Consider the following 18,399-nt stretch of genomic DNA (forward strand, 5'->3'; position numbering starts at 1 on the left):
GGTACAAAAAGGTCAGGCAGGATAGCAGGGAAGGCTAGAGAAAGACAACATTGTCGTGCGCTTGTTTTCGGGTGAAAGGCACCGTTCGGTTTCGGCCGTTCTCCTTGGCCTGGTAAAGGGCCGTATCCGCCGCTTTGATCAGCGCCTGGGCGAAATCGCCGTCATCGGGAAAGGTCGCCAGGCCGATGCTGGTGGTCAGCTGGCCGCCCGGCAATCGGGCTTCCTGGGGAAAGGGGTGGCTTTCAACGGCATGGCGGACGCGCTCAGCCACCAGAACCGCCTCCTTTTTACTGGTGTCCGGCAGCAGAATGATGAATTCTTCCCCGCCAAAGCGGGCGACCACGTCGATATCCCGTCCCGAGGATTTGAGCAGGGAGGCCACCTTCTTGAGGGCGCTGTCCCCGGCGATGTGACCGCAGAGGTCGTTGTAATTTTTGAAGTTGTCCAAATCGAGCAGCATGATGGAAAAGCTCAGACTGTGACGAATGCTTCGACTCAGCTCGCTGTCGAGGCGCTCATCAAAAAAGCGTCGGTTGTACAGGCCGGTGAGAGCGTCGGTGGCGGCCAGTTTTTCCAGCAGGTCGGCTCGTTCCATGGAGGCGGCGCGATCCAGCACAATGGCAATCTGCGCGGTGAAAGACGTGAGGATGTGCAGATCGTTCTCGGTGAATATCCCCTGGTCTTCCTTGTCGGAGAGGTTGAGCACTCCGACGGTGCGATCCTTGATCCTGATGGGGACACTGATGAAGGATTTGGTTTTGAAGCGGGGTCGGTTGGGGGTGGCGAGACGGCTGTCCTTTTCAATGTCGTTGACAACCAGGGGAAAGCCGTTTTTGGCGACCCGGCCGGCAATGCCGGTGCCGAGTTTGATGCTCAGGCTCCTGGCCAGGGGCTGATTCATGCCTTTGGCCGATTCGATGCGGAGAAACTCGCCTTTTTCATCCAGCATCATCAGAGAGCCGCAGGTGGCGTGGAGCAGCTCCGCCGACATTTCCACGATGTTTCGATAGACCTCTTCCTGTTGTCTCAACTGGGCCAGGGCACTGACCATGGTGACCATACGGGTGGCAAAGGCGCTGGCCTCCAGACGCTCTCTCTCAAGCTTGAGAATATGCAGGCGGCTGGCGGCTTTGACGCAGAGGAGCTCCAGCAGACTGAGATCGCCGGCCGGCAGTGTCGCCTCAGGAAGAACGACCAGGCCCAGGGGCTGTCCGCTGGCCACCAGGGGGATAGCCAGGGCCCCGTGACAGACCTTGCCGGGGAAAAACAGATTGACCTCTTCGCCGAGTGACACGGATTTGCCACAAGGATTCTGGCGGAGAAACTCGGCCACTTTTCGGGCAGATGGCGAGGCTTCGGTCTTTGGCCAACTCGATGATTGTTGGAGAATAAAGCCGGAGGCCGCAGGGTCTCCCGTCACAATCACGAGGCTGGAAAGATCAAAAAGGATGATCAGCGACTCCTTGAGGAGGTCGACGATCTCGCCCTCGGTCGCCAGCAAATCCATCTCGGCTGAGATATCCACCAGCGTGCGCAGGCGAGAGGCGGTTTTTTCCGTATTCGCAAGGCGCAGGTCCTGGCGCAGCAGCCCCGGAATCTGTTGGTGGATACAGGTGGCAATGCTTTTGGCTTTGGCCAGGTCGGGAGCGATAAACGGTGCGGGTGCGCCCCCCAGCCTATCGGCCAGATCGGCTGGCGGCAAGGCTTCAGCCAGCAGGCAGTAAGCCGAGGTCTCCGGTATGGTGAAAGGAATGGCGAGATTCAGGGTGCCACACGGGCTCAGGAAGACAAGAGGTCGGCCGGAAGCCAGAACTTTCTGAAAGGTGCTCTCTCTAACCTGGTGGCAGGATGAGCCGCAGGACGAAACATCCTGGTTTGGCTGACGGCTGCAGTTCTCGAAGGCCGTTCGGCGGGCTGGTTCCAGGTACTCGCCCTGGCGGTAAAGAGCCAGACGAAAGTTTCTCAGCAAGGGGTTCCGGCCGAGATGATCCAGCAAGTCCCGCAGGTTAATCGAACCTGGATCTGATTGCCGCTCCATAGATGCGCCCTGCCCTCTCTGGGTGATGGGATGTATTAAAATACATCGTTCAGGAGGACAAAGCAAATACTGTTCCTGTCTTTTCCTGCCTCAGACGACTTTTTCCCTGGCCGGAAAAAACAAAAAAGGGGCACCCAGGCAGAGGCCCGAGAGGAGCGGACAAACGATTGATTCTGGGATTCTTTTTTGGGGGAGGTTTTGCCGGCGTGGCGGCGGCTCGGTGGTCGGTGCCGACGGCCAGGAAGGTGAACGGAGGCTGAGCAGGAGAGGGGGGAAGAGGTTCTCCTCCACAAGAGGTGTTTATATGCCCGACAAGTGGGGCTTATCACCATGTCCGTCCGCCTGGGCCGCAGCGTTTTCCTGACCCGCGGACACGGCCCCGGTTCGCCACGCCTCCAGGTCCTGCAAAGCCCTCTCCGCCATGGCCAGGCGGCGGTCGGCCCGTTTCATTTTACGTCCCTCCAGGGGCGGAAAGAGGCCATAGTTGACATTCATCGGCTGGAAGTCTTCCGGGCTGGAGTCGGCCAGATGGGAGAGAAGGGCGCCCAGGCCCGTGGTCGACGGCGGCAGAGGCAGGGGGGCGCCCTGTGTCCAGCGCGGCGCGAAGAGGCCGGCGAGAAAACCCATGGCGGCCGATTCGACATACCCCTCCACCCCGGTGATCTGGCCGGCAAAGAAGATTCGCGGATCCTGGCGGAGCTGCAGGCTGCGGGTGAGACAGGTCGGTGCGTTGATAAAGGTATTGCGATGGACACTGCCCAGACGGGCGAAGCGGGCCTGCTGCAGGCCGGGGATGGTGCGGAAGATACGGCGCTGCTCGGGATAGGTCAGCTTGGTCTGGAAACCGACGATGTTGTAGAGGCTGGCATGGCGATCATCCTGCCGCAGCTGAATGACAGCAAAAGGCTCCCGGCCGGTGCGGGGATCGGGCAGGCCGACGGGCTTCATGGGGCCAAAGGCCAGGGTCATCTCGCCGCGCTGCGCCATCTCCTCGATGGGCATGCAGCCTTCGAAATGAATCATCTTTTCGAAGTCACGGGCCGGCACCTTGTCCGCCTCTTTGAGGGCGGCGACGAAGGTGCGGTACTGGGCCTCATCCAGGGGGCAGTTGACGTAGTCGTCTCCCCCCTTACCGTAGCGCGAGGCACGCCAGGCCTGGCTGAAATCGATGGAGTCCGCCTCGACGATGGGGGCGATGGCGTCGTAGAAATAGAGATGGGCGGCGCCGGTGCGACGGGCGATATCCTGCGACAGCGCCTCGGAGGTCAAAGGGCCGGAAGCGACGATGACGGTGCCGGTCTCGGGGAGGCTGGTGATCTCCTCCCGGCGCAGTTCGATGAGGGGGTGGGCCATGATTCGGTCGGTGATGGTGGCGGAGAAAGCCTCGCGGTCGACGGCGAGCGCGCCGCCGGCAGGCACGGCGGTGGCGTCGGCGGCCGCCATGAACAGGGTGCCGCAGCGGCGCAGCTCCTCTTTGAGGCAGCCGACCGCGTTGTTCATGCCGGTGCCGCGCAGGCTGTTGGAGCAGACCAGTTCGGCCAGATGGGGGGACTGGTGGGCCGGCGAAAAGCGCTGCGGCTTCATTTCGTGCAGGATGACCGGCGTGCCCTGCTGGGCTACCTGCCAGGCCGCTTCGCAGCCGGCCAGGCCGGCGCCGATGATATGTAGGCGATTCATGTCGTCCATGGGTTCCCTCTGGCCGGTATGCGGCCGGGCCGTGCTGGGCAAACAGGAAAGCCGGACCCGAAGGCCCGGCTCGTCAAGCTAGCGGGTTTAGCTGCCTCAGGAATCTTTGCCTGATTTTTTGGCCGGTGCCTTCTTGGCCGGGGCCTTTTTGGCGGCAGGCTTCTTGGAGGCCGCTTTTTTGGCCGGGGCGGCCTTTTCCTTCTTCTCCGGTTCGACCAGCACCAGCTTGTAATCGCAGTTTTCCGTGGGGCATTTGCGGTACGTGCCGTAGCGTTTGGTCACCTTTTCGACGATGACCGGATAGCCGCATTGGGGGCAGGGCTCGTCGATGGGCTGATCCCAGAGGGCGTATTTGCACTTGGGGTAACGGTTGCAGGAGTAGAAGATCTTGCCGTAGCGGCTCTTCTTCTCCATCAGTTCCCCTTCCTTGCAGTCGGGGCAGGTAATACCCAGGGCCTTGGGTTTGACCAGCGGCTGGATGTTCTTGCACTCGGGATAGGCGCTGCAGGCGAGAAACTTGCCGTAGCGGCCATCCTTGATGAGCATGGGGGCGCCGCACTTGTCGCACTTTTCCTCCGACATCACCGGCTCTTCGCGCTCTTCGGCCGACAGGGGTTCGGTGTGCCGGCAGTCGGGGAAGCCGGAGCAGGCGTAGAATTTGCCGGCCCGGCCGAGCTTGATGACCAGTTCCTTGCCGCACTCGGGGCAGGTGCGGTCGGTCTTTTCGGTGGTGACGTCTTCCTTGCTGACCTCCTGCTCCTTCTGGCGTAGCAGGGCGATGAAGGGTTCCCAGAAGTCCTTGAGCACCGGCCGCCATTTTTCCTCGCCGCGGGAGATGGCGTCGAGGTCCTCTTCCAGTTTGGCGGTGAAGTCGTAGTCGACATACTGGGCAAAGTGGTTGACCAGCAGATCGTTGACCACGCGGCCGACATCCTCGACAAAGAAGGTGCGCTTTTCCAGGCGCACGTACTTGCGGGTGACCAGCGTGTTCATGATGGAGGCGTAGGTGGAAGGCCGGCCGATGCCGTATTCCTCCAGGGTCTTGACCAGACTCGCCTCGGTGAAGCGGGCCGGCGGCTGGGTGAAGTGCTGCTCGGGGGTCACCTCGCGGCGCACCACGGCCTCTCCCAGCGCCAGGGCCGGCAGAGAGCCGGCTTCGGCCTCTTCGGCGTCGTCCGTGCCCTCGATATAGAGCTTCATGAAACCGGGGAAACGGATGACCTGTCCGGTGGCGCGCAGGATGAAGCGCGGGCCGGCGGCGATATCCACCGTGGTGGCGTCGAGAATGGCGGCGGCCATCTGCGAGGCCACGGTCCGGGTCCAGATCAGATGATAGAGGCGGTACTGGTCCGAAGAGAGATACCGCTTGAGCTGGTCGGGGGTGTTGGAGACCAGGGTCGGGCGGATCGCTTCGTGGGCCTCCTGGGCATTCTTGGCCTTGTTTTTGAAGGTTCGCGGGGCGGCCAAGGCGTATTCCTGGCCGAAGAGCTGGGTGATGACCTCGCGGGCCTCGGTCGTCGCCACTTCCGACAGGGCGACGGAGTCCGTACGCATGTAGGTGATCAGGCCGACGGAGCCCTCGCCGATGTCGATGCCTTCATACAGCTTCTGGGCCGTGGACATGGTCTTGCGCGCCGAAAAGCCCAGTTTGCGGCTGGCTTCCTGCTGCAGGGTGCTGGTGGTGAAAGGCGGAGCCGGATTGCGCCTTTTCTGTTTCTGCACCAGGTCGGCGACCTGGCAGTTCTCCTGAATCAGGGCGCTGACCAGCTCTTTGGCCTGCGTTTCATTGCTGATGGCGAACTTGTCCAGTTTCTCGCCGTCAACGGAGAAGAGACGCGCGGCGAAAGCCTGACCACCGGTCGATTCAAGGCGGGCTTCGATGGTCCAATATTCCCGCGCCTCGAAGGACTCGATCTCCTTTTCCCGTTCGCAGATCAGGCGCAGGGCGACGGACTGCACGCGCCCGGCCGAGAGGCCGTAGCGGATTTTCTTCCACAGGAAGGGAGAGAGATTGAAGCCGACCAGGTAGTCGAGAATCGAACGGGCCTGTTGGGCGTCGACGAGATCTTTGGCGATAGTGCGGGGTTCGGCCATGGCCTTCTGGATGGCGTCCTTGGTGATCTCGTGGAAGGTCACCCGCCTGACCTTGGGGGCGCTGGAGTCTTCATCGATGTCCAGAGCCTTCAGCAGATGCCAGGCAATGGCTTCCCCCTCGCGGTCCAAGTCAGTGGCCAGAATCAGTTCATCGCTCTTTTCCACTTCCTTCTTGAGCAGGTCGATCTGCTTACGGCTTTCCGGCAGCACCTGGTAGCGCGGTTGGAAATCGTGCTCCACATCGACGGAGCCCTGTTTGCTCGGCAGGGCGCGTACGTGTCCGTAAGAGGCCAGTACTTTGAAGCCCGGGCCGAGAAACTTCTCGATTGTTTTCGCTTTTGCGGGTGATTCGACGATCACCAGAGACCTTGACATGATACCTCGTAAAATGAAAAAGGCTGCAGGTTCCGCCCGCAGCCTCTGTCGGTTCAGTGGTAAAGTTGCGCCCAGTCGTCTTCCATGATGAAGTCGGCATCGCGCAGCCAGGCGTCCTGGGAGTGGGTAAAGAGGGTGAGGGCGGTGATGGTTTTGATCTCTTTGAGCGACACCTCGTCTTCCGCCATCTGCAGAGCCCGTTCGATAATCTCTTCCTGAGCTTCGTCGCCGATGAGTCCCAGCCCGCGCAGCTTGATGAGGTAGCCGCGGGCTTCAGAGGAGAGGGCGCGGATTTCTTCCGGGGTGAAGATGCGCTGCGTTGGCAGGGTCAGGGAAGCGGGGCCGCGGCCTTCCTGCTCGAAAGAGGTCTTGTTCATCCAGCTGAAGGCGGCATCGATTTCTTCCACCTCGAACCCCTCGGCCAGAAGCTCCTCGACGATATCGTTGTCTGAGAGCTGATCTCTCATCTCCAGGACATACTGGGCAATAATGCTGACAATGGCCAGAACACGTTCTCTCAAGCAATCTCCTGTTCTGATGGGACGATTTCAGCCCCCGACGGCGCGTATGTAACGCATCCCGGGTAGCTGCGTGACACCTCCCCGGAGTTCCAGGTGCAGTAAAATAGCGGAAAGATCCATGAGTGTCAAGCCGCATTTCCGTGATAATTCATCGATGTGCAGCGGTTCTGCCGCCAGCAGGCGGAAGACTTTTCCGGCCGTTTCATCGAGGGAGGCCGCGAAGGAATCCTCCTGCTGCCGGGCCTGACGGGTCGGTGTGTCGGGCCACAATACTTCAAGGATATCCGCTGCTTCCGTGACGACCCGGGCGCCCTCCTTGATCAGGCGATTGGTGCCGGCGCTGGTGGGAGCGTGGACAGCGCCTGGCACCGCAAAGACCTCCCGCCCCTGTTCGAGGGCGAAATCGACCGTGATGAGCGAACCGCTGCCTTCGGCGGCCTCCACGACCAGTACGCCTTTGGACAGGCCGCTGATGATGCGGTTGCGGCCGGGGAAGTGCCCGGGCAGAGGGGGTGTGCCCGGGGCATGTTCGGTAAGGACGGCGCCCTGCCCCAGGATGGCATGGAAGAGGCGGCTGTTCTCCGGTGGATAGACGCGGTCGATGCCGCAGCCCAGCACGGCGACGGTCAGTCCCTCCCCGCGCAGGGCGCCGGTGTGGGCGGCGGAGTCGATGCCCCGGGCCAGACCGCTGACGATAGGGATGTCTCGTGCGGACAGGTCGGCAGCCAGGTTCTCGGTGAAGCGCAGGGAGGCGGCGGTGGCCCGCCGCGAGCCGACCATGGCGAAGCCGTCCTGGACGGGAAGCTGGCCCCGCACATAGAGCAGGGCGGGTGGGTCGTGAATGGAGCGCAGCAGGGCGGGGTAGCGCTCGTCCGCCCACAGGCTCAGAATGCTCACGCCGAGCCGGTCCAGCTGTCGGGCCGTTTCCGCCAGCGCAGGGCTGTTGGTAGGCAGGCGGCCTTTGGCGACGTTCTCGCGAATCCGGGCGTTGGCGACCCAGGCTGTCGGCGTGGCCTCCAGGATGGCTTCAAGAGAACCGAAGGCCTCGACCAATCGAAACAGGCCGACGCGCCCCAGCCCAGGGGTAAGATGCAGACGGAGCCAGCCGAATTCTTCCGTTGTCAAAAAGGCCTCCTTCCGGGGAAAGCAAAAGGGCTGAAGAATGAACTTCAGCCCTTTTAAGCGGGTCTTATCTGCTGTCGACGCTTACGGCGGCAAATTATTCAGTGAGAGCCGTGACGCGGTCGCCCCGATACATGGGGGCCACGGATTTGAGTACCAGGGCAGAGGCCGACTCGGGTCGGGTTTCGATGACCACGGCCGCGCCCAGCAATACTTCGGGAAGGGTCAGGTTTTTACTCTGGATGGCGAGATCCGAGGCCTCCCGTTCGCGGGTGATGTTCAGCAGATTGCCGACCTGCAGCCCGCTGTTGGCCCCTTGGTCCAGAAAGACCACGTCATATTGGCTCAGGGTGATCTTTCCTTCCCCCCCATCGACGATATAGCCGCTGACCGGAGCTTCGGCCTTCTTGAGAGCCACCTCGAGGGGCTGGTCATCCACAGGCAGCAGCAGGGCACCGCGCTGAATTTCACTGGTGGAGGAGGTGATGACCGCCGTGGCGACATCTTGATCGATCTGGATGAGCTCTACGGTGCCGAGTCTGGTGATGCGATGGCCTACCTTCTGGCCGGTCACGGGATGCTTGACCTCGTCACCGAGATCGATGACGGTGAAGCGGTCGCCCGGGCGCGCATCGCCGAGATTTTTCATCTCGAGAAAGACGGTCTCGCCCGTTGCCATCAGCAGACGGTTGTCGATCGTGTCGACCAGGGTGCCGAGGGCATCGATCCCCTCGGACGAAATAAAGCCGGGAGAACCGCCCTGGGTCGAGATAGTGATGACTTCCTGCGGTTCGATGCCCGCCTCTTCAATGGCTTTTTCCAGGCTCTCCGGTTCTGCCGGCGCGGCCTGAACCATTTCGGGGATGATTTCTATGCGCCCATCGCGGATGGCGATTTTCTGGCCGGGGTAGATAAGGTGGGGATTGCCGATGAACGGATTATGGGACCAGAGGTTGGGCCAGTAGTCGGTGTCCTTGAGGAATCGTTCGGAAATACCCCACAGGGTGTCCCCTTTCTGGATGATGTAGGTCTGGGACTTGCCCTGCGCGAAGGCGCAAAGAGGCATGAGCAGCAGGCAGGTGAGCAGCAGCAGTTTCTTGATGGTCATATCGATCCCCCTGGTCATCGGATAGTGAAAACGCAAAGTGATTAACGCGCCGGCAGAGGTTTGCGGGCAGCGGTGCTGTCGGGATACAGGCGACGCAATTCCAGAAGCGCCAGGTCGGCCTGCTCCGGCAGGTTGACTTTCAGCAGGGCTTCCGCTTTCCGGAAAAGGGCGTCCGGTGCCTTGGCGGCACGGGGATAGTCGTCGACCACTTTCTGGAAGGCTTCGATGGCCCTGACATGATTATTCTGGGCGTAGTAGCATTCTCCGAGCCAATATTGGGCATTGCCGGCATAGTCGTTGGACGGATAGACCTTTAAAAACGTTTCAAAGCCGCTGATTGCCTGATTGTAGCGACCGGAAGCATAGTCTCCGAAGGCTTTGAGGTAGATTTCCGTCGGGGTCTGGGAGGCCGCGGAAGCGCCGGCAGGGGCCGTGTTCTCGCCAGTCATGGCCGCGTTTTGCCCGACCGCAGTGACTTTTTGCGCGGTCATGGCCTGGCGCATTTCATCGAGAGCGGCCTGCTGGTCAAAGACGCGGGCTTCGAGCAGCACCATGTTGTCCTGCAGTCGCTCCACTTTTTGGGCGAGTTCTTCCTGGCTGCCCGCCAGTTGGGCCAGGGACTGGTTGAGTTGCCTCCCGTCCCCGGAAGGGGTTGCGGCCACGCAGCCGAAAGTCAGGGAGGCGGCCAAAAAGGTCAGAGCCAGGGCGATGAGTCTTTGCATGAGTCGATCCTCTTGATGGCGACAGTCACCGGTAAGTTCATGAAACCTGTCTAAAACTATAAGCTTTTCAGCCCCCTGTCAAGGATCAATAGCCTTCGTGATACTTCGCCAAAGAGAAATATCCTGCGGTCTTCTCGAGCCTTTGTGCTATAGTGCGCCCCACGAAAAACAGGAGGACCTATCCCTATGACCAAGCCGGAGCTTCTGGCCCCCGCCGGCGATATGGAAAAACTCGAAACCGCCCTGGATTATGGCGCCGATGCCGTCTATGTCGGCGGCGACCAGTTCGGTCTGCGGGCCATGGCCGGCAACTTCTCCGTGGCGGAGCTGGCGCGGGCGCAGGAACGGGTGCGGGAGCGGGACAAAAAACTCTATCTTACCCTCAATGCCTATCTGCGCCCGGCCCAGATGCCGGAGCTTCGCCGCACCCTGGAAGAGCTGCGCCCCCTCGACCTTGACGCCTATATTATTTCCGATCCCGGCGTGCTGGCGGTGGTGCGCGAAGTGGATTCCGCGCGGGAACTTCACCTCTCCACCCAGGCCAACACCACCAACGCCCAGGCGGCCCGCTTCTGGCAAGAGACCGGAGTCGAACGCGTCAATCTGGCGCGAGAGCTCACACTGGAGGAGATTCGTCACATCCGCCGCGAGACGACAGTCGGGCTCGAGGTCTTTGTCCATGGTGCCATGTGCGTGGCTTACTCGGGGCGCTGCCTCCTCTCGACGGCCCTGACCGGTCGCAGCGCCAACGCCGGTGCCTGCGCCCAGCCCTGCCGCTGGAACTACGCTCTGATGGAAGAGACCCGCCCCGGCCAGTATTTCCCCATCGAAGAGGATGATCGCGGCAGCTACGTCTTCAACAGTCGCGATCTCTGTCTGCTCGAATACCTGCCCGATCTCGTCGGCGCCGGCGTCGACAGCCTCAAGATCGAGGGGCGCATGAAGACCCTCTACTATGTCGCCGCCGTCACCCGGGTCTATCGCGCCGCCCTCGACGCCTATGCGGCCGATCCCGCCGGCTATGTCATGGATCCCGCCTGGCTGGAGGAGCTGGACAAGGTCAGCCATCGCCCCTATGACCGGGGTTTCCTCTTCGGCGCCGAAGATGCGCTCGTCCATGCGGCCGATTCACGCTACCAGCGCACCCACGATTTCGTCGGCATCGTCCGTCGGGTCGACGATGGCGGCCGCCTGCTGGTGGAGTGCCGCAACCGCTTCTTTCCTGGCGAAGAGCTGGAATTGATCGGGCCCGCCATGCGTCAGGCCCAGTTTGTGGCGGGAGAGCTGACGGCTGAGGGGGGGGGCGCGCTGGAAGTCGCCCAGCCCAATGCCCTGGTGCTGCTACCGGGACCGGCGGGGACACGCCAGGGGGATCTGCTGCGACGGCAGAAAGTCGCCGGCTGAAATCAGGGCCTGCCCGCCAAAAAGCGTCGCCGGCTGGTGGTCCTTTGGCTGTCCGCCGCCATTGAGGTGGCGTGGGGACAGCGGCCGGCTGCCCGGTAGCTGCTCCGGTGGTCCCCTCTGTCTGTTGGCATTGTATTTGTATCGGCGTGAGCATTGCGTCCTGCGTTTTAATCCCACGTTAATGACAATCGCCGCCTTCCCGTCGGGGGCGGCAACCTGCGAGGAGGAATAGAATGAAACGACTTCTGTTGTCTGGTGTGATGGTGCTGCTGCTGGCTACGACGGCAATGGCGGGAAAATACGATATCCGCTTTTTGGATACCTTAGGGAACGACACGTTTGAGGACTTTGTCAAAGAGGCGGGCGTCGTGACGGCCTACCGCGGTCTGGCTCCGGCCGAACCTCAGGGGATCACCGGCTTCGATATCGGCGTCGAGGTCAGCGCCATCGATATCCAGTCCTCTGTCTGGGACGAGGTCTTCACCAGCGGCGACGCGCCCGACTATTTGCCGGTTCCCCGCCTGCACGTTCGCAAGGGACTCCCTTTCAATCTTGACGTCGGCGCCATCTATTCGGAAATCCCCGACTCCAATATCAAACTCTATGGCGGCGAAGTGCAGTGGGCGCTGCTGGAGGGGACCATGGCCACCCCCGCTCTGGCTCTTCGCGGCAGCTACACCACTCTGGAAGGGGTGGACGACCTGAGCCTGAAGACCTACGCCGCCGATGCGGTGATCAGCAAAGGCTTTGCCATGCTGACCCCCTATGCCGGTATCGGGGTGGTGCAGATCGAAGGCAAGTACGATGGCAGCGATCCCACCCTCCAGGCTGAACTCAAGGATCAGGATTTCACTGAGACCCGCTACTTCGGCGGCGTGCAGTTTGCCCTGCTGCTGGCCCGGGTGACGGTGGAGGCCGAGTACCTCGAAAATCCCGTCTATTCCATGAAGTTGAGTTTCGGCTGGTAAAGTGTGTTTCATGCACGAAAAAAAGCGGCTCCTTAAGGGGGTCGCTTTTTTCACGAGTTTGCTTGACCGCACGTGATCAGATCATGCTGTTTGTTGTTCTTCGCGACTGCTTTAACAGGAGTGGCTTTGCGGCAGGTCACGGCAGAAGCGGGAGCGTTTGGTCTTGAAATCCCCCGATGTTAATCTGAGTCAAAATTGAGCGAATAAGCGACCGGGCAGGTGTCGATGCGGAAAATGAACGAAACAGAGTCACCCCGAATCGGGTATTGGATGAAATCCGACTGGCCGCTAAGGCTGACTCCGGTGAGGCTCGTGGTTTTCCTCGCAGTGATTATCTTTGTGGCTGAATTCTCGGTCATGCTGATTCTGGCTCTTTTGCCTCCCTTGTCCTCTGGTACGGAGGCGTTGATCGATTCGACCATCCTGCTGCTACTCCTCTCCCCCACCTACTTTTCCCTCTTTTTGCCCCTCAAGCGCTATTATCAAGAACATCTGCGGGCTGATGAAGAGGTCCGCTTCCTTACACGCCGCATGCTGACCGTGGTTGAGGATGAAAAAAAACGCATCGCACGGGATCTCCATGATGCCAGTGGACAGACAATTGCCGCCCTGCAGTACAAGGTAGGGGCTCTCAGTTCAACGCTTCCTCCTGAAATAAGCCAAGAGCGCAAAGAGCTGTTTGGAAGCGTAGACCAGCTGGTCCATCAGCTCAGTGATCAGGTTCGCAGCCTGATGGGGCAATTGCGTCCTCAAATGCTTGAGCATTTCGGCATTGTGGAAACCCTGGAATGGTATCTGACGGAACTCGGGGAACAACGCCGTGATCTTTCCTTCAGTTTCCACCACAACGGAAGTTCGGAGCGGTATTCCGCTGAGACGGAGATCGCCCTGTTCCGTACCTGTCAGGAAGCCCTCAACAACGCACTCCGGCATGCCGGCGCAAATCGCATCGAGGTGCATCTGGAGAGAAACGAAGCATCTGTTCGGTTGAGAATTTGTGATGACGGCTGCGGTTTTGATCCGTTGTTGGCTCGTCAACGCAAGCGACGTCTGGACGGCATCGGTCTTCTCGGAATGCGCGAAAGGATCGAATCCCTGGATGGAAAACTGACAATCGATTCAGCACCCGGGCGGGGTACGTCAATCCTTGCCGAAATACCTGTTCTCTGAGAGGGAGTATGCCCACTGAAGCAATCAAAATTCTTCTGGTCGATGATCATGCTCTTGTCCGTGAGGGGCTCAGGCAATTGATTGAGACGCAAAGTGACCTGAAGGTTGTGGGAGAAGCGAAGGACGGCTCGGAGGCCCTCCGCCTGTGCCGGGAGCTGCGACCGGACATCGTGTTGCTGGATATCGCCATGCCGCGGATGAGTGGGCTCGTGGCGGTTTCACTTATTCGAGAGGCCGTGCCTGAAACGAAAATCATCATTCTTTCCATGTACGAAAAAGAAGCTTATGCCCACCACGTTTTGAGTGCCGGGGCTCGCGGTTATCTGCTGAAGGGGGCACCAAGCAGCGATGTTTTTGCTGCTCTCCGTGCCGTTCACCGGGGAGAGTTTTATTTCAGCCATCAAATGCACAAAACCATGATCAACAGCTATCTGGGCAAGGATCGGGAGACGCCGAATCTCGGCAACTATGAGTTGCTGACAGAGCGGGAGAAGCAGGTCTTCCTTCTTACTGTTCAGGGAAATTCAACGATAGAAATCAGCAAGATCCTTTGCGTCAGTCCCAAGACGATTGAAAAACATCGCGGCAATTTCGGTAGCAAGCTCGGGGTGAGCTCGCTTGTTGAAATGATTCGCTATGCCATGCGTATCGGGGTCATCAATCCCGACGAATGGGCCAATTGAGATTTTTCTTTACCCGTCAAGTAGGAAAATCCGCATCCTTTCTGGGGGGTCCCCCCCATAGACCCCGTCCCTTCACCTGGTCCATAGTAAAAATTAAGCTACGGGCGGAGTGTGCCCTCGCTTCGATCTCGGTCTGGTCTATTCCGTGCGTATTTTTATGGTAGCGTGGGAAGTTCCTTTCGTGAGTGGGGTTTTTCCGGAGGCTTTCAATCCCGGGCCGTGTCATACCTCTGTTGCTGTGAATCCGTAAATATGTGAGAAGGTTTTCGGCCATGAAGCACCCTGACTATGCTTGCTATATCGTTGTTTTGATGCTGCTGTTGCTGTCCGGATTTCCTGCCCGTGCCGAACTGGATGCTGTTTCAGGTTGGCCTGATCCTCTCACGCCTTCTGCTCTTACCGAAATCCGGAGCGATGGGCTGCCGGACGACGTGGCAATCAGCCTGGCCAACGGTTTCCCACTTTGGTATCAGGACAGCTCAGGTGTAAAATTGGAGTTGTGCCTGGAACAGGAGGTTGAGCGGATGGGGGGTGGTCTCTTCAGACCGTGCCTGACGGAAGAGCCGATTCTGTCCCAGCCGATTTCCTTTCCAATCAATTTCGGTTCGGAAGCCTCCTATTGGTCCGTGACCGGGGTAACTACCTTCAGCAGTACTTTCGGGGCGGGAGACGCGCTGCTGGTGATGTCGCAGCAAGCAGCTTTCCTGAACGAAATTCCCCATGAGAACGAGCAGGCTGTGTTTAGCCGCATTCGGTTGAGGATCAACGTGCCCGTCCCGGGGGACTATCAGGTTTCCCATCCCTTCGGAAGTCGAACGTACACGGTTGCAACAGTACTGGCAGAACGGGATATCTCCCAAACCCAGGATGTTGGTGGAACGTTCAGCCTTGACTTTCTCACAACGCTCGCCGATGCGACTCCCCCACCGTCTCCACTCGCCCCTCTGGTGCCTTCAATCGACGAAGCTATCGTTAACCAGGACGGCCGCAGCATCGGGCCCTTTCTCGAGGGGAATCCCTCTGTCCGGGTGCTGGATGCCTCGGGAAACCAGTACCTGGCGGATACCGGGTCAGACCTGGCACCTCTTGAGATCCCCCTTGAACCCGGTCCTGGAGGGGCTGTTTTTTCAATCACGCTCCTGACGCCCCCCGATACCGATTTTCGGCTGGATGCCGGCGGTGTCGACGGTGTCGTGGACAATACCGTGACGATCAGTCGTTTTCAGGTCATGGGCAAGATATTCAACGATGGGCCGAATCTCATGCCGCTCGCCGTCGATGACTTTGCTGCCACCTCACCGGGAGTTCCCGTTGTTATTGATGTGGCAATCAACGACATTGACCCTCCTGCTTACGATCCCAATGACGCCTACAACCCTCTTAACCCCGCCAACACCAATGTGCATGGGCTCCATCCGCAGGGGCTGGGGATCGTGGATGGGGAAAGTATCCTGCGCACAGACACATTCACGACGACCCGAGGTGCCACGGTGCGCCGGATCATCGACCTGTCCACCGGTCGTTCCCGTTTCTTGTATACGCCCCTGGATGACGTGTCGGCGCTGGGTGAGGACCGCTTTGAATATGTGATTCAGGACAAGGGTGGGCTCGTTTCGGCCCCGGCCACCGTCACCGTACAGGTTGAGGAAGTGGCAGTCGACCAGGCCGAATACCGGCCACGTATCGGCAGGTGGCAGATTGGCGGTAGCACTAATGATACCACCGACAACAGTATCACCCTGCGGGTCGGGCCGAGGGCTCTACTCGCCGGGGAAAATCTCGTCGTACCGGTTGCGTCTGAGGCGACCGGCACGGTGGCCTTGCGTATGGGGGAAGCCGGCATTGAATACCAGGTGCGCATCGACCCCCTTCCTCTCACGCCGGTGCAGAGTATCCAGCTTTATGCAGGAGCTCCCGAAAGCAGCGGCCAAGCCTTCTTTTCACTCTTTAACGCGGCGTTCGAGGGGGGATTTCCGGGTGAGGCAGAAGGCCTCCTGACCTCCAGTGACCTGCTGACCGCTCCCGATGCTGAAATCAGCAGTTTTGCCGATGCTGTCGATAAGATCCTGGCGGGAGAGGCCTACGTCAGTGTCGCGTCCTCCGCTTATCCCGATGGTGAGATCGGGGGGCAGCTGGTGAGCCCGCTTATCGGCATCGCTCCGGTACAAGACGACGGAACCTGGATCTTTAAGGGGAAGTCAACCGCAAGCCCCGGTACATTGAGGAGCGTCGATGCTTTTTCCACCAACGGCAACCGGGTCCTGGGCCAACCGTTGCTTCTGCGCTGAGTGGGGAGGAACCTTGGCCAGGACAGGTTCAGGAAATCCGGTAATGCGTGGTGAGATCACGGTTGTCGCCACCTTGCGGTACATACGGCAGAGAGGGTTCTTGATGATATTCCTATCTACGGCAAGACGTCTGCGTCAGATCCTGTTCGCACTTTTGATTGTTCAGCTGACAGCCGCTTCCATGGTAGCCGCCGCGGATCCCGTATCGCTGAAGACCGTTCCGGTTCCTGAGCCGGAAAATCTCGCCCGATTTGTTGCTGAAAGGGGGGCAGCCATCCGTCTGGGCAAGGCCCTTTTCTGGGACGTTCAGGTCGGCAGTGATGGCCTGACCGCCTGTGCCACCTGCCATTTTCACGCCGGGAGCGATCATCGGACGAAGAATACACTTTCGGCTGGACCTGATGGCCTGTTTGATATTCTCGGCCGCGCCAATATGACCACGATGGGGGGGGATTTTCCTTTCCATCAGACCGTTGACCGACACAACCGGGGGAGTGGGGGACTCCTGGCTGATGATCCGGCAGTCCTTCGCAGCTCTGACGACGTGATTTCATCACAAGGAGTCGTTCTTACGCGATTTTCAGGGGTTTCAGAGGGGCAGCCACGGGACGCCGGGCGGGATCTGCGCGATCTGCACTTTTCCAGGAACGCCCGAAATGTTCGTCAGGTCATGGAGCGGAACGCGCCGACCGTCATCAACGCGGTCTTCAATCTCGCCAATTTTTGGGATGGACGGGCCAATGCCCATTTCAACGGTCGGAATCCCTTTGGGGTGCAAGACCCGGATGCCCGGTTCTGGATCAATAATGGCGGCTCCCTGCAGACAATCAGCCTGGTCGACCCCGATGTTCCCGAATATCAGCTGAATAACGCCAGTCTTGCCTCCCAGTCTGTCTCCCCGGCCATCTCGTCTGTTGAGATGTCCTGGAAGGGACGCTCCTTTCCGGATCTGGGACGAAAGCTCCTGACTCTTACTCCCCTCGGATTGCAGGCCGTGCATGTCAACGACAGCGTCCTTGGTCTTCTTTCCCGTGGCCGACTTGATCCAGCGTTCAAGGGACTGACTACCACCTATGCCGACATGATCCAGGCGGCATTTCTGCCTGAGTTTTGGAGCGGTACCGACCGCGTCGACGGCTACAGCCAGATGGAGCTCAATTTTTCTCTCTTCTGGGGGCTCGCTCTGCAACTCTATCAATCGACCCTTGTTTCAGACGATAGCCCTTTTGACCGATTCATGGAGGGTGATCCCCTGGCTCTTTCCGAAAGCGCCCAACGGGGGTTCGGGCTTTTTCTTGCCGGCGGAACAGGCTGTGTCAACTGTCATGTCGGTAGCGAATTTACCTCAGCCTCAATCAGCAACGCCACTGACCCGGCGGAACCAGGGGTGATCGAAACCATGAATATGGGCGATGGCCTGCTGGGGACCTACGACATCGGTTTTTATAACATCGGTGTGACCCGGACCGCGGATGATCCCGGACGAGGAGGGTCCGATCCTTTCGGCAATCCGTTGTCCTTCGCCCATCAACGGGGGATTGTCAACGGCAGTCAGCCCGGGAGTCTGACCTTCGATCCGCGCTTTGTGCCCGACCAGGGCTGTGTTCCCGACCTGCGCGCCGACCCCCCGCTGATTTGCCCGCCCACCGGGACGGCCATCGATCGGGTCTCAGTCAAGGGGGCCTTCAAGACACCGACGCTGCGCAATGTCGAGCTGACCGGACCCTATATGCATAACGGTTCGATGCTGACTCTTATGCAGGTCGTCGATTTCTATGTACGCGGCGGGAATTTTCGGGAAGCGAATCTGGCGGATCTGGACCCTTTCATGCAGGATATTGAAGGACTCAAGGGGGACGATAAGGAAGAAGACAGGGTCGCTTTGGTTGATTTTCTGAAGTCGTTGACCGATGAGCGGGTGCGGTGGGAAAGGGCCCCCTTCGATCACCCTGAATTGATTCTCGCCGATGGGCATCAGGAGGTTCCCGTGGGAAACCTCAAGCATGAGCGGGCTCTGCCCAGTGACCTGAGGGTGCTTCCGGCTGTTGGTGCCTCAGGGCGCCAGCCGGAAGGTCTGCCGCCCCTGAAGCCCTACCTGGCCGATGAGCTGACCGGTGCGGCCCTGGAGTCGTTTCACTATCAACCTTGACCCACAGCGGTTTTGACAGTGCAGGGTTAAGGGGGTTGCCGAAACCTAAGCAGGTGATTCTCAATCACGAC

At 59.7% G+C, this 18,399-nt stretch carries 13 protein-coding genes; 6 read left to right on the forward strand and 7 right to left on the reverse strand.

The features are described 5' to 3' along the window. Window positions 1-34 precede the first annotated feature (34 nt). The 7 genes from MJO47_RS05960 to ybgF form a co-directional block, all read right to left on the reverse strand. A complete protein-coding gene (locus tag MJO47_RS05960) occupies window positions 35-2,038 on the reverse strand; it encodes a sensor domain-containing diguanylate cyclase (protein ID WP_253960199.1) in 2,004 nt (667 codons plus the stop codon). A gap of 300 nt (window positions 2,039-2,338) precedes the next feature. Beyond that, window positions 2,339-3,715 carry a methylenetetrahydrofolate--tRNA-(uracil(54)-C(5))-methyltransferase (FADH(2)-oxidizing) TrmFO gene (gene trmFO, locus MJO47_RS05965; protein WP_371926647.1) on the reverse strand — a complete coding sequence of 459 codons (1,377 nt, stop codon included), beginning with the start codon at window positions 3,713-3,715 and terminating at the stop codon, window positions 2,339-2,341. Between the two features lie 105 nt (window positions 3,716-3,820). Further along, window positions 3,821-6,193 carry a type I DNA topoisomerase gene (gene topA / locus MJO47_RS05970; RefSeq protein WP_253960201.1) on the reverse strand — a complete coding sequence of 791 codons (2,373 nt, stop codon included), beginning with the start codon at window positions 6,191-6,193 and terminating at the stop codon, window positions 3,821-3,823. Between the two features lie 53 nt (window positions 6,194-6,246). Beyond that, entirely contained in the window at window positions 6,247-6,714 is a 468-nt protein-coding gene (locus MJO47_RS05975) for a DUF494 family protein (RefSeq protein ID WP_253960202.1), read from the reverse strand. Window positions 6,715-6,741: 27 nt separating this feature from the next. Next, window positions 6,742-7,839: a DNA-processing protein DprA gene (dprA, locus tag MJO47_RS05980; RefSeq protein WP_253960203.1), complete on the reverse strand. Its 1,098-nt coding sequence runs from the start codon at window positions 7,837-7,839 to the stop codon at window positions 6,742-6,744. Between the two features lie 94 nt (window positions 7,840-7,933). Then, a complete protein-coding gene (locus MJO47_RS05985; RefSeq protein WP_253960204.1) occupies window positions 7,934-8,944 on the reverse strand; it encodes a LysM peptidoglycan-binding domain-containing protein in 1,011 nt (336 codons plus the stop codon). 41 nt (window positions 8,945-8,985) lie between these two features. Then, window positions 8,986-9,666, reverse strand: a complete 681-nt coding sequence (gene ybgF, locus MJO47_RS05990) for a tol-pal system protein YbgF (protein WP_253960205.1) — start codon at window positions 9,664-9,666, stop codon at window positions 8,986-8,988. A 186-nt stretch (window positions 9,667-9,852) separates the two neighbouring features. On the opposite strand from ybgF, the gene MJO47_RS05995 reads away from it, so the two are divergent. The 6 genes from MJO47_RS05995 to MJO47_RS06020 all read left to right on the forward strand — a co-directional run bounded on the left by MJO47_RS05995 (window position 9,853) and on the right by MJO47_RS06020 (window position 18,328). Next, window positions 9,853-11,070, forward strand: a complete 1,218-nt coding sequence (locus MJO47_RS05995; protein WP_253960206.1) for a U32 family peptidase — start codon at window positions 9,853-9,855, stop codon at window positions 11,068-11,070. A gap of 233 nt (window positions 11,071-11,303) precedes the next feature. Then, window positions 11,304-12,038: a DUF6588 family protein gene (locus tag MJO47_RS06000; RefSeq protein WP_253960207.1), complete on the forward strand. Its 735-nt coding sequence runs from the start codon at window positions 11,304-11,306 to the stop codon at window positions 12,036-12,038. A 312-nt stretch (window positions 12,039-12,350) separates the two neighbouring features. Next, window positions 12,351-13,208: an ATP-binding protein gene (locus MJO47_RS06005; RefSeq protein WP_253960208.1), complete on the forward strand. Its 858-nt coding sequence runs from the start codon at window positions 12,351-12,353 to the stop codon at window positions 13,206-13,208. 8 nt (window positions 13,209-13,216) lie between these two features. Then, window positions 13,217-13,891: a response regulator transcription factor gene (locus MJO47_RS06010; RefSeq protein WP_253960209.1), complete on the forward strand. Its 675-nt coding sequence runs from the start codon at window positions 13,217-13,219 to the stop codon at window positions 13,889-13,891. Window positions 13,892-14,163: 272 nt separating this feature from the next. After that, entirely contained in the window at window positions 14,164-16,179 is a 2,016-nt protein-coding gene (locus MJO47_RS06015) for a CHRD domain-containing protein (RefSeq protein WP_253960210.1), read from the forward strand. Between the two features lie 103 nt (window positions 16,180-16,282). Beyond that, window positions 16,283-18,328 carry a cytochrome-c peroxidase gene (locus MJO47_RS06020; RefSeq protein ID WP_253960211.1) on the forward strand — a complete coding sequence of 682 codons (2,046 nt, stop codon included), beginning with the start codon at window positions 16,283-16,285 and terminating at the stop codon, window positions 18,326-18,328. Window positions 18,329-18,399: the final 71 nt, after the last annotated feature.

Origin of the sequence: Desulfuromonas sp. KJ2020, from assembly GCF_024197615.1 — a bacterium.
GTDB lineage: Bacteria > Desulfobacterota > Desulfuromonadia > Desulfuromonadales > SZUA-540 > SZUA-540.

Coding starts and splice junctions, on each gene's coding strand:
- trmFO (WP_371926647.1), bottom strand. CDS start 3,715: ATGAATCGCCTACATATCATCGGCGCCGGCCTGGCCGGCTGCGAAGCG.
- ybgF (WP_253960205.1), bottom strand. CDS start 9,666: ATGCAAAGACTCATCGCCCTGGCTCTGACCTTTTTGGCCGCCTCCCTG.
- MJO47_RS05985 (WP_253960204.1), bottom strand. CDS start 8,944: ATGACCATCAAGAAACTGCTGCTGCTCACCTGCCTGCTGCTCATGCCT.
- MJO47_RS05995 (WP_253960206.1), top strand. CDS start 9,853: ATGACCAAGCCGGAGCTTCTGGCCCCCGCCGGCGATATGGAAAAACTC.
- MJO47_RS05960 (WP_253960199.1), bottom strand. CDS start 2,038: ATGGAGCGGCAATCAGATCCAGGTTCGATTAACCTGCGGGACTTGCTG.
- topA (WP_253960201.1), bottom strand. CDS start 6,193: ATGTCAAGGTCTCTGGTGATCGTCGAATCACCCGCAAAAGCGAAAACA.
- MJO47_RS06010 (WP_253960209.1), top strand. CDS start 13,217: ATGCCCACTGAAGCAATCAAAATTCTTCTGGTCGATGATCATGCTCTT.
- MJO47_RS06015 (WP_253960210.1), top strand. CDS start 14,164: ATGAAGCACCCTGACTATGCTTGCTATATCGTTGTTTTGATGCTGCTG.
- MJO47_RS06000 (WP_253960207.1), top strand. CDS start 11,304: ATGAAACGACTTCTGTTGTCTGGTGTGATGGTGCTGCTGCTGGCTACG.
- MJO47_RS06020 (WP_253960211.1), top strand. CDS start 16,283: ATGATATTCCTATCTACGGCAAGACGTCTGCGTCAGATCCTGTTCGCA.